Source organism: Streptomyces sp. NPDC001093 (assembly GCF_040298985.1).
Lineage (GTDB): Bacteria > Actinomycetota > Actinomycetes > Streptomycetales > Streptomycetaceae > Streptomyces.
Window position 1 is genome coordinate 26,712 of sequence record NZ_JBEPBF010000104.1, and the last position, 10,292, is coordinate 37,003.

At 71.4% G+C, this 10,292-nt stretch carries 10 protein-coding genes; 7 read left to right on the top strand and 3 right to left on the bottom strand.

All coding sequences use genetic code 11. From position 1 onward, the window contains the following. Positions 1–173 precede the first annotated feature (173 nt). Positions 174–914, top strand: a complete 741-nt coding sequence (locus tag ABT288_RS36325) for a response regulator transcription factor (protein ID WP_351617244.1) — start codon at positions 174–176, stop codon at positions 912–914. Next, positions 911–2,401 carry a sensor histidine kinase gene (locus tag ABT288_RS36330; protein WP_351617246.1) on the top strand — a complete coding sequence of 497 codons (1,491 nt, stop codon included), beginning with the start codon at positions 911–913 and terminating at the stop codon, positions 2,399–2,401. Before ABT288_RS36325 ends, ABT288_RS36330 begins: the two co-directional genes overlap by 4 nt. 5 nt (positions 2,402–2,406) lie before the next feature. Here ABT288_RS36330 and ABT288_RS36335 read toward each other — a convergent pair whose 3' ends face one another. From ABT288_RS36335 to ABT288_RS36345, 3 genes are all read right to left on the bottom strand, one after another. After that, on the bottom strand, positions 2,407–3,111 hold the full coding sequence (locus tag ABT288_RS36335) for a L,D-transpeptidase family protein (protein WP_351617247.1): 705 nt from the start codon (positions 3,109–3,111) through the stop codon (positions 2,407–2,409). A gap of 3 nt (positions 3,112–3,114) precedes the next feature. Then, positions 3,115–3,702: a pyridoxamine 5'-phosphate oxidase family protein gene (locus ABT288_RS36340; protein WP_351617253.1), complete on the bottom strand. Its 588-nt coding sequence runs from the start codon at positions 3,700–3,702 to the stop codon at positions 3,115–3,117. 97 nt (positions 3,703–3,799) lie between these two features. Continuing rightward, the gene (locus tag ABT288_RS36345; protein WP_351617256.1) at positions 3,800–4,657 is read right to left on the bottom strand and encodes a hypothetical protein; all 858 of its coding nucleotides are present in this window, start codon (positions 4,655–4,657) and stop codon (positions 3,800–3,802) included. A gap of 166 nt (positions 4,658–4,823) precedes the next feature. Between ABT288_RS36345 and ABT288_RS36350 the strand changes: the two genes are divergently transcribed. The 5 genes from ABT288_RS36350 to ABT288_RS36370 all read left to right on the top strand — a co-directional run. Next, the gene (locus ABT288_RS36350; protein WP_351617259.1) at positions 4,824–6,020 is read left to right on the top strand and encodes an argininosuccinate synthase; all 1,197 of its coding nucleotides are present in this window, start codon (positions 4,824–4,826) and stop codon (positions 6,018–6,020) included. Positions 6,021–6,068: 48 nt separating this feature from the next. Continuing rightward, entirely contained in the window at positions 6,069–7,502 is a 1,434-nt protein-coding gene (argH, locus tag ABT288_RS36355; RefSeq protein WP_351617262.1) for an argininosuccinate lyase, read from the top strand. A 187-nt stretch (positions 7,503–7,689) separates the two neighbouring features. Further along, the gene (locus ABT288_RS36360; RefSeq protein WP_351617265.1) at positions 7,690–8,661 is read left to right on the top strand and encodes an aldo/keto reductase; all 972 of its coding nucleotides are present in this window, start codon (positions 7,690–7,692) and stop codon (positions 8,659–8,661) included. Positions 8,662–8,743: 82 nt separating this feature from the next. Further along, positions 8,744–9,292: a TetR/AcrR family transcriptional regulator gene (locus tag ABT288_RS36365; RefSeq protein WP_351617268.1), complete on the top strand. Its 549-nt coding sequence runs from the start codon at positions 8,744–8,746 to the stop codon at positions 9,290–9,292. Between the two features lie 13 nt (positions 9,293–9,305). Beyond that, a partial coding sequence (locus ABT288_RS36370) for an MFS transporter (protein ID WP_351617270.1) occupies positions 9,306–10,292 on the top strand: 987 nt, incomplete at its 3' end.

Below are 10,292 nucleotides of genomic sequence, written 5' to 3' on the forward strand. Positions count from 1 at the left end.
TGTGCGGCGCAAAGCTCTGAGGGACCTCTGAGCGAGGCGCTGACCAGGGCCTTTGAGAGCAGACTCAGAGCCGGTTCTCAGACTGCGTTCAGCGGACCTCAGGGCTCTCAGAGAAAACTCAGAGCGGTGGCGGTGCCGCGCACCCCTCCCCATGGGTGATGCTGGAAGGCGCGATGAACACCACCCGTTCCGGCCGTCCGGCCCTCACCCGACCCGACGGCACCCCGCTGCGCGTCCTCGTCGTCGACGACGACCCCGACCTCGCCGAGGTCCTCACCGGCGCCCTGCGCTACGAGGGCTGGGAGGTGTGCGCGGCCGGCGACGGCGCCTCGTCGCTCTCCACCGCGCGCGAGCTGCTGCCCGACGCCGTCGTCCTGGACGTGATGCTCCCGGACACCGACGGCTTCGCCGTGCTGCGCCGGCTGCGCGAGGTGAAGCCGGACGTGTGTGTGCTCTTCCTCACGGCACGGGACGCGGTCGAGGACCGGATCGCGGGCATCACGGCCGGCGGCGACGACTACGTCACCAAGCCCTTCAGCCTGGAGGAGGTCGTGGCCCGGCTGCGCGGCCTGCTGCGCCGGGCGGGCATGGTCCGGCAGCAGGAGGAGGGGCCGCGGCTGGTCGTGGGCGACCTGGCGATGGACGAGGAGGCCCGCGAGGTCACCCGGGCCGGCGAACTGATCGAACTCTCACCCACCGAGTTCGAGCTCCTGCGCTTTCTCATGCGCAACCCGCGCCGCGTGCTCAGCAAGGCACAGATCCTCGACCGGGTCTGGTCCTACGACTTCGGCGGTCGGGCCCATGTGGTCGAGCTGTACATCTCCTACCTGCGCAAGAAGGTCGACGCGGGCCGCGAGCCCATGATCCACACCGTGCGCGGGGCGGGTTACGTCCTGAAACCGGCGGCCAGGTGAGCCGCCTCGGCCTGCGTGGCGCCCTGGCCCGGCTGCCCCGGCCCCGCACCCTGCGCGCCCGGCTCACCGCCGGCCTGGTCGTGCTGCTCGCGATCAGCTGCGCCGCGGTCGGCGCGGCCGCCGTCGTCGAGCTCAACGGCTTTCTCACCCGCCGGCTCGACCAGCAGATCGTGCAGGCCGGACCGGCCTTCCCGCAGAGCCTGGAGCACGGCACCTACCAGCCCTCGAAGCCCTCGGACCAGGACGGCGACGAGCACGGCGACACCCGTCGCCAGGCCGCCGAGACGTTCGGTGCCCGCCTGCTGAACGGCCGGGTCACCAACGCGGCGGTGGTGCCCGCCAGCGACCGGCAGGACCCCGGGATCACCCTGACCGCCGCGGACCGCGCGGCCCTCGCCGGGCTGCCGGTGGACGGCCGGGGCCACACCGTGTGCCTGTCGCACCTGCACGACTACCGCCTGATGGCGTGGCGGGGGAAGGACGGCGACGTCCTGGTGACGGGCCTGCCGACGGAGCCGGTACGGGCCGCGGTCACCCGCCTCGAACTGGTCGCGGTGGTCGTCCTCGGCCTGGCCCTGACCGCCGCCGGGGTCGCCGGGGCGCTGTGGGTCCGCTGGTCGCTGCGCCCGCTGAGCCGGGTCGCCGCGACCGCCACCCGGGTCAGCGAGCTGCCCCTGGCCAGCGGTGAGGTGGCGCTGCCGCCGCGCGCCCCGGACAGCGACCCGCGCAGCGAGGTCGGCCGGGTGGCGGCGGCGTTCAACCGCATGCTCCGGCACGTCGAGGACGCCCTGACCAAACGGCACGCCAGCGAGGAGCGGCTGCGCGGCTTCGCCGCCGACGCCAGCCACGAGCTGCGCACCCCGGTCGCCTCGGTCCGCGGCCACGCCGAGCTGGCCCTGCTGCACCCCGGCCCGGTGCCGCCGGAGGTCACCCGTGCCCTGCAGCGCATCGCCGCCGAGTCCTCCCGCATGGGCCTGATGGTCGACGACCTGCTCCTCCTCGCCCGCCTCGACGCGGGCCGCCCCCTGGAGCGCCGGCCCGTCGACCTGACCCACCTGGTCCTGGACGCGGTCACCGACGCCCGCGCCGCCGGCCCCGACCACCGCTGGACCCTGGACCTGTCCGAGGACCCGGTGACGGTCCCGGGCGACGCCCACCGCCTCCAACAGGTGTTGGCCAACCTGTTGGCCAACGCGCGTTTGCACACGCCCGTTGGCACCAAGGTGACGGTCACCCTGGAAGCCGGCGCCGACTCGGCCGTCCTCTCCGTCCACGACGACGGCCCCGGCGTCCCCGAGGAGGTCCAGCCGGGCGTCTTCGAACGCTTCACCCGGGCCGAACACCGCCGCCCCGCCGGTGCCTCCGGCTCCGGCGCGGGCCTCGGCCTGTCGATCGTGGCGGCGGTGGTGGAGGCGCACGGGGGGAGTGTGGGACTGGAGAGCAGGCCGGGATCCACGACGTTCACGGTGCGGCTTCCGGCGGGCTGAGCCCTTCAGTACCGGGTGACGGCAGTGGCCCCGTCCACCGTCCCGATGGCCATGTGCGGCTTCCGCTGCGGCTCCGCCCACTGCAGGATCCGCTGCATCGCGTTCTCCGGCACCGACACGCACCCGGCCGTCGCCGCCTGCCCGTTCACATGGAGGAAGATCCCGGCCCCGCGGCCTCGTACAGGCTGGTCGTAGTTGAAGCCGATGACCAGGGCGTACGCGTACTGCGTCGAGTAGGAGACGAGGTGCTCGGACTCGGAGGCGCGGCAGTCGGCGGGCAGCGGATCCACCCAGCGGTTGTACGCCGCCGAGTCGTTGTCCTGGCACCACCAGGAACTCTCCTTCACCGCCCGGTACTCGACGCGCGTCCCGCTCGGCGCGGCCTTGATCCCGAAGCCGAAGGGAAGGCCGTACAAGCCGGTCGGTGTCGTGTTCGTGCCCTGCTGCCGCGCGGCCCCCTCCACCAGCCCGTTCGCCCCGAAGCGCGCCGGTGCCGAACCGGCCTGGACCCACTGGCCGTCCTTCAGGTCCCACCAGGTGAGCGTCCCCGATGCCGAGCCGGTGCCCGGTGCCTGAGCGATGATCAGCTGGCTGCCTCCGCCGGTGTCCGCCAGCTGCGCGGGCAGCGGTGCGGACCCGTGGCCCGGTGCGAGGCCGAGCAGGGCGAGCGAGGAGGCGGACACGAGGGTGAGCACGACACCGGGGCGCATGGCTCAGACGGTAGACGGCGGAAGCGGCAACGGCAGCCCGGGTAGTCCGTCCAGGCTGGTCGCGACGTGCTCCTTCTTCTCGAAGTAGGCGTTCAGCGAGACGTCGTCCTCCCGCGCGAAACGCTTCCCGTGCAGGTCGCGGTCGCTCTCGTACGCCATGTAGGGGACGGCGTACCCGCAGGTGTCCCGGACCAGTTCCGCGTGCACGACGATGATCGCGCGCAGTCCGTGCGGGTTCGGGTCGATGCCGGGGAAGTGGGTGAGGAGCTCCTTGAAGCGCGGGTCGTCCCGGAAGACCGGCTCGCCCCGGCCGTGCACCCGCACGATGTTCGGCGGGCCCTGGAAGGCGCACCACATCAGGGTGATCCGGCCGTTCTCCCTGAGGTGCGCGACGGTCTCGGCATTGGACCCGGCGAAGTCCAGGTAGGCCACGGTCAGTTCGTCGAGCACGGCGAAGGAGCCCTTGAGGCCCTTGGGGGAGAGGTTGACCGTGCCGTCGCCGGACAGCGGGGCGGTCGCGGTGAAGAAGAGGGGTTGCTCCTCGATGAACGTCCGGAGCCTGCCGTCGATGCGTTCGTAGGTCTTTCCCATGTCCGACGATTATCGACGGAACTCGTTCGTCTGTCTAAGGAATTGCCGTGGCCGCCCCGGCCGGCGCTCGTCGGGGCGGCCACGGACACCTGTCACGTCACTTGGTGAGCGTGCAGGCGGCCAGGGAGCCGAGTCCGGTGGGCTTGGTGGTGGTGCGGCCGATGGCGATGGCGATGCGGTCGATGGTGGAGGCTCGTTTGTCCCTGAGGGGTCCGAGGATGGCGTTGTCGACGAAGTGGGGTCCGCCCTGGCCGACGGTGGTTTGCAAACGCTTGTCGGCTTCCTGGATCTGGGTCTGGAGGAGGGTGAGGTTGCGGTCGACCTCGGCCTTGGCGGAGGCGGGGACGGCGGGCAGCTTGGCGGCGACGTCCGGGCAGCTGATCGAGCCCACACCGGTGCTCCCGCCCGTGCTGCCGGCGCTTCCCGCCGCCGTCGTGGCGGTGCCCGGCTGCTGGGGCGCGGCCGTGCTCGGCGTGCCGGCACCGCCGCCCGCCGTGCCGGTGCCGCTCGCGTTCAGGGTGCAGGCGGCCAGGGAGCCGAGTCCGGTGGGCTTGGTGGTGGTGCGGCCGATGGCGATGGCGATGCGGTCGATGGTGGAGGCGCGCTTGTCCTTGAGGGGTCCGAGGATGGCGTTGTCGACGAAGTGGGGTCCGCCTTGGCCGACGGTGGTTTGCAAACGCTTGTCGGCTTCCTGGATCTGGGTCTGGAGGAGGGTGAGGTTGCGGTCGACCTCGGCCTTGGCGGAGGCGGGGATCGCGGGCAGCTTGGCGGCGACGTCCGGGCAGCTGATCGTGCCGGGGCTCGCCAGCGTGCGGGCCTGTGCCGCGCCGCCGCTCCCGGCAGGGGTTCCGGCGAGGGCGGAGCCCGCGATCACCGCACCGGACAGCACCACGGCCGCTGTGCCGCCGATGAACGCCACGCGACGCTTGTTGTACTTCGGAAGAGCCCTGGACATGCGGATGCCTCACTTGGGTCGGGTCGGTCTCTGGGCAACGCGGCGCCTGCGTTCGGAGGGGGATACGGGAAAGCGGTTTCATCCGTTCACCCCGGAACTCGATTGACGAATCATGCAGGGCTCTGCATACTCATGCATGAGGCAAGCGCAGTGTGAGGAGAAACCCGTGACCGAGCGCGTCGTACTCGCCTATTCGGGCGGTCTGGACACCTCCGTCGCCATCGGCTGGATCGCCGAGGAGACGGGCGCCGAGGTCATCGCCGTCGCGGTGGACGTCGGCCAGGGCGGCGAGGACCTGGACGTCATCCGCAAGCGCGCCCTCGCCTGCGGTGCCGTCGAGGCCGAAGTGGCCGACGCCAGGGACGAGTTCGCCGAGGAGTACTGCCTCCCCGCGATCAAGGCCAACGCCCTCTACATGGACCGCTACCCGCTGGTCTCGGCCCTCTCCCGGCCGGTGATCGTCAAGCACCTGGTCGCCGCCGCCGGGAAGCACGGCGCCACGACCGTCGCCCACGGCTGCACCGGCAAGGGCAACGACCAGGTCCGCTTCGAGGCCGGCATCCTCGCCCTCGCCCCCGACCTGAAGTGCATCGCCCCGGTCCGCGACTACGCGATGACCCGGGACAGGGCGATCGCCTTCTGCGAGGCCAAGCAGCTCCCGATCGCCACCACCAAGAAGTCCCCGTACTCCATCGACCAGAACGTCTTCGGGCGCGCGGTCGAGACGGGCTTCCTGGAGGACATCTGGAACGCCCCGGTCGAGGACATCTACGAGTACACCGCCAACCCGGCCACGCCGCGCGAGGCCGACGAGGTGATCATCACCTTCGAGCAGGGCGCCCCGGTCGCGATCGACGGCAGGCCCGTCACCGTCCTGCAGGCCGTCGAGCAGCTCAACGACCGCGCCGGTGCCCAGGGCGTCGGCCGGATCGACATGGTCGAGGACCGCCTCGTCGGCATCAAGTCCCGCGAGGTCTACGAGGCTCCCGGCGCGATCGCCCTGATCACCGCCCACCAGGAGCTGGAGAACGTCACCGTCGAGCGCGAACTCGCCCGCTACAAGCGCCAGGTAGAGCAGCGCTGGGGCGAACTCGTCTACGACGGCCAGTGGTTCTCCCCGCTCAAGCGTGCCCTGGACGGCTTCATCGACGAGGCCAACCAGCACGTGACCGGCGACGTCCGGATGACCCTGCACGGCGGCCGCGCGGTCGTCACCGGCCGCCGCTCGGCCGAGTCCCTGTACGACTTCAACCTGGCGACCTACGACACGGGCGACACGTTCGACCAGTCCGCGGCCAAGGGCTTCATCGACATCCACAGCCTGTCGTCGCGGATCGCCGCCCGGCGTGACCTGCGGGCATAGCCTGACGCACACCCGCGTAACCGACCCACTTCCCTAGGAGCAGCGCAAGTGAGCAGCAACAGCGGTGACGTACGGCTCTGGGGCGCCCGTTTCGCCGACGGTCCCGCCGAGGCCCTGGCGAAGCTGTCCGCGTCCGTCCACTTCGACTGGCGGCTCGCGCCCTACGACATCGCCGGTTCCCGTGCCCACGCGCGCGTGCTGCACAGGGCGGGCCTCCTCACCGAGGACGAGCTGCAGCGCATGATCGCCGGGCTGGACCAGCTGGAGGCCGACGTCGCGTCCGGCGCGTTCGTCGGCACGATCGCCGACGAGGACGTGCACACCGCCCTGGAACGCGGCCTGCTGGAGCGCCTCGGCCTCGACCTCGGCGGCAAACTGCGCGCGGGCCGGTCGCGCAACGACCAGGTGGCGACCCTCTTCCGGATGTACCTCAGGGACCACGCCCGGACGATCGGCGGCCTGATCGCCGGCCTCCAGGACGCCCTGATCGGCCTGGCCGAGGCCCACCCGGACGTCGCGATGCCGGGCCGCACCCACCTCCAGCACGCCCAGCCGGTCCTCTTCGCCCACCACGTCCTCGCCCACGTCCAGGCCCTGTCCCGGGACGCCGAGCGCCTGCGCCAGTGGGACGAGCGCACGGCCGTCTCCCCGTACGGCTCCGGCGCGCTCGCCGGCTCCTCCCTGGGCCTGGACCCGGAGGCGGTCGCGCGGGACCTCGGCTTCGAGCACGGCAGCGTCGGAAACTCCATCGACGGCACGGCCTCGCGGGACTTCGTCGCCGAGTTCGCCTTCATCACCGCGATGATCGGCGTGAACCTCTCCCGGATCGCCGAGGAGATCATCATCTGGAACACGAAGGAGTTCTCCTTCGTGACCCTGCACGACGCGTTCTCCACGGGCTCGTCGATCATGCCGCAGAAGAAGAACCCGGACATCGCCGAACTGGCGCGCGGCAAGTCCGGCCGGCTGATCGGCAATCTGACCGGCCTGCTGGCGACCCTCAAGGCCCTCCCGCTGGCCTACAACCGCGACCTCCAGGAGGACAAGGAGCCGGTCTTCGACTCCTGCGACCAGCTGGAGGTCCTGCTCCCCGCCTTCACCGGCATGATCGCCACGCTCACCGTCAACCGCGAGCGCATGGAGGAACTGGCCCCGGCCGGCTTCTCCCTCGCCACCGACATCGCCGAGTGGCTGGTCAAGCATGGCGTGCCCTTCCGCGTGGCCCACGAGGTCGCGGGGGAGTGCGTCAAGGTCGCCGAGGCCGAGGGCAAGGAGCTGGACGACCTCACGGACGAGCAGTTCGCGAAGATCTCCTCCCACCTCACCCCCGAGGTCCGTACGGTCCTCAACGTCCCCGGCGCCCTCGCCTCCCGCAACGGCCGCGGCGGTACGGCCCCGAGCGCGGTCGCCGTACAGCTGACGGAGGTCAAGGCGGACGTTGCGGCCCAGCACGAGTGGGCGGAAGCCAGGAAGAAGAGCTGAGCGGGAGCGCCCCGAAGGGGTCGCGGGGCTGTTGTCGACATGCGGCTCCGCCGCGTGGGCGCGAGCAACCACATCGCGCCCGAACCCGCCAAAGCACTGAACGAACCGAGTTCATGGGCGGACCCGAAGGTCATCGCAGGTTACGTTGGTCGGAACCCGTACCGGAGCCGACCGAACGGAACCCGCGATGCCCTTCTCCCGCCTCGCCACCGCCACCACCCCCACCTGCCACATCGGCCTCGGTCTGGCCGCAGTAGGTCGCCCCGGCTACATCAACCTCGACCGCGACAAGGACCTCGGCGAGAACCGCAGCGCGGATTCGCTGCGCACCCGCACCCACGAACTCCTGGACGCCGCCTACGCCCAGGGCGTCCGCTACTTCGACGTGGCCCGCTCCTACGGCCGCTCCGAGGAGTTCCTCGCGGACTGGCTGAACACCCGCCCCGACATCGACGACGTGGTCATCGGCAGCAAATGGGGCTACACCTACACCGCCGGCTGGTCGACGGACGCCGAGACGCACGAGGTCAAGGGCCACAGCCTCGCCGCGTACGAGCGGCAGCGCGCCGAGACCGACGCCGTGCTCGGCGACCGGCTCGACCTCTACCAGATCCACTCGGTGACCCCGGACAGCCCGGCCCTCACCGACAAGGACCTCCACGCCCGGCTCGCCGAGGCCGCCGCCCGTGGTCTGACCATCGGGTTCTCCACCAGCGGCCCCGCCCAGGCGGACACGATCCGCGCCGCACTCCAGCTGACCGCCGACGGTGAGCCCCTCTTCCGCACCGTCCAGTCGACGTACAACGTGCTCGAGACCTCGGCAGCGGCCGCGCTCGCCGAGGCGCACGACGCCGGGCTCACCGTGATCGTCAAGGAGGGCATGGCCAACGGCCGGCTGGCCGCGCCGCATGCCCCCGAGATGCTCAGGACGGTCGCCGAGGAGACGGGTCTCGGCTGCGACGCGGTGGCCCTCGCCTGGATCCTGCGCCAGCCCTGGGCCGGTGTCGTGCTCTCCGGTGCCGCGACGGTCGCCCAGCTCGTCTCCAACCTCCACGCTCCCGCCGTCGATCTCGACGTGGACCAGCTGACCCGCCTTGCCACGCTCGCCGAGGACCCGCACGCCTACTGGGAGCGGCGCGGACAGCTGCCCTGGCACTGACGTCACTCGCTCCGACGGGTGATTTTGAGTCACGCACGCCCAGAGTGAGACACTGATGTCTCACTTGCGCTACCCTTGTGTCATGGCTCTCGATCGTGACCAGGTGCTGCGCAGCGCGGCCGCCCTGCTGACCCGTAAATCCACCGCGACCATGGACGAGGTCGCCAAGGCCGCCGGGATCAGCCGGGCGACACTGCACCGCCACTTCGCCGGGCGCGACGCTCTCGTACGGGCGCTGGAGGCGCTCGGCATCGAGGAGTGCGAGGCGGCGCTGGACGCGGCCCGCCTGGACGAGGGCCCGGCGAGCGAGGCCGTTCGCCGACTGGTCCGCGCCGTCGAACCCTCGGCCGGACTGCTCGCCTTCCTCTACACCGAGAACCAGCTGTTCGAGGGCGAGCAGCAGAACCAGGGCTGGGCCCGCATCGACGAACGCCTGACGGCTCTGTTCCGGCGCGGTCAGGAGAGCGGCGAGTTCCGCATCGACCTCACCCCCGCCTGGCTCACCGAGGCGCTGTACGGCCTGCTCGCCTCCGGCGCCTGGGCGGTGGCGGAGGGCCGGGTGGCCACGAAGGACTTCACCTACATGATCGTCGAGCTGCTGCTCGGCGGCGTACGACGTACGAACGCGTGAGAAGAGAGGAATCATGACCAGCACCCTGCAGCCGGCCGCGACGACGGAGGCGGTGACGCGCCCGGGCCGCTGGCTCGCGCTCTCCGTCCTCGTCCTGGCCGTGCTGCTGGTGGCCGTCGACGCCACCGTCCTCGGCCTGGCGACCCCCTACATCAGCGAAGACCTGGGCGCCTCGGGCACCCAGCTCCTGTGGATCGGCGACGTGTACTCCTTCGTCATCGCCGGTCTGCTGGTCTCCATGGGCAGCCTCGGCGACCGCATCGGCCGCAAGCGGATCCTGCTCGGCGGTGCCACGGCGTTCGGCGCGATATCGGTCCTCAACGCCTACGCCACCACACCGGAGTTGATGATCCTGGCGCGGGCGCTGCTCGGTGTCGCGGGCGCGACCCTGATGCCCGCCACCCTCGCCCTGATCCGCAACCTCTTCCACGACCCGCGCGAGCGCAGCCTGGCCGTGGGCATCTGGGGCGCGACCGCCTCCGCCGGCACGGCCGTCGGCCCGATCACCGGCGGATTCCTCCTCGAGCACTTCTGGTGGGGCTCGGTCTTCCTGATCAACCTGCCGGTGATGGCGGTCCTGGTCCTGGTCGGCATCCGCACCCTGCCCGAGTCCCGCAACCCGAACCCCGGCCCGTGGGACCTGATCAGCGTCGTCCTGTCGCTGGTCGGCATGATCGCCGTCGTGTACGCGGTCAAGGAGGCCGCCACGCACGGGTTCACCTGGCCGGTGCTCGCCACGGCGCTGCTCGGCACGTCGGCCCTGTCCGGTTTCGTCCACCGCCAGCTCACCATGCCGGCCCCGCTGCTGGACATGCGGCTGTTCCGGCGCCGTGGCTTCAGCGGGGCGGTCCTCGCCGACCTGCTGACCGTGCTCGGCATGTCCGGCCTGGTGTTCTTCCTCTCCCAGTACCTCCAACTCGTCCAGGGCAGGCGCCCGTTCGAGGCGGGCCTGGCCGAACTGCCCGCCGCGGTCGGCGCCGTGGCGGCCGGCCTGGTCGCG

Coding starts and splice junctions, on each gene's coding strand:
- ABT288_RS36325 (WP_351617244.1), top strand. CDS start 174: ATGAACACCACCCGTTCCGGCCGTCCGGCCCTCACCCGACCCGACGGC.
- ABT288_RS36335 (WP_351617247.1), bottom strand. CDS start 3,111: ATGCGCCCCGGTGTCGTGCTCACCCTCGTGTCCGCCTCCTCGCTCGCC.
- ABT288_RS36340 (WP_351617253.1), bottom strand. CDS start 3,702: ATGGGAAAGACCTACGAACGCATCGACGGCAGGCTCCGGACGTTCATC.
- ABT288_RS36345 (WP_351617256.1), bottom strand. CDS start 4,657: ATGTCCAGGGCTCTTCCGAAGTACAACAAGCGTCGCGTGGCGTTCATC.
- ABT288_RS36360 (WP_351617265.1), top strand. CDS start 7,690: ATGCCCTTCTCCCGCCTCGCCACCGCCACCACCCCCACCTGCCACATC.
- ABT288_RS36365 (WP_351617268.1), top strand. CDS start 8,744: ATGGCTCTCGATCGTGACCAGGTGCTGCGCAGCGCGGCCGCCCTGCTG.